Origin of the sequence: Bacillus sp. SIMBA_154, assembly GCF_046536015.1 — a bacterium.
Taxonomy (GTDB): domain Bacteria; phylum Bacillota; class Bacilli; order Bacillales; family Bacillaceae; genus Bacillus; species Bacillus pumilus_P.
On the sequence record NZ_JAWJBV010000689.1, the window covers coordinates 1 to 234 of the forward strand.

Consider the following 234-nt stretch of genomic DNA (forward strand, 5'->3'; position numbering starts at 1 on the left):
CCGAAGCGCCGGCAAAAAGTTTCCTTCAATTTGATATTGAGCACGGCGCGAAATCAGATCTTGGGAAAGACGCGGCCAGAGAAGGCGATGACGGTGACCAGGCGCTCGGCTCCGTTCAAGGTTCCGCACGTCAGACGAAAAGAGAGGATTACTCCAAACTGGAAGCGCTTGAATCCATTCAGGATCAACATGAGGGCGCGGGGCTGGCTGACGGAAAAGAAAACAAATTTGCCT

At 53.0% G+C, this 234-nt stretch carries 1 pseudogene; it reads left to right on the plus strand.

Annotated elements, in window-relative coordinates:
* Positions 1 to 234, plus strand: a pseudogene (locus tag R0K30_RS23620) (hypothetical protein); the annotation flags it as partial.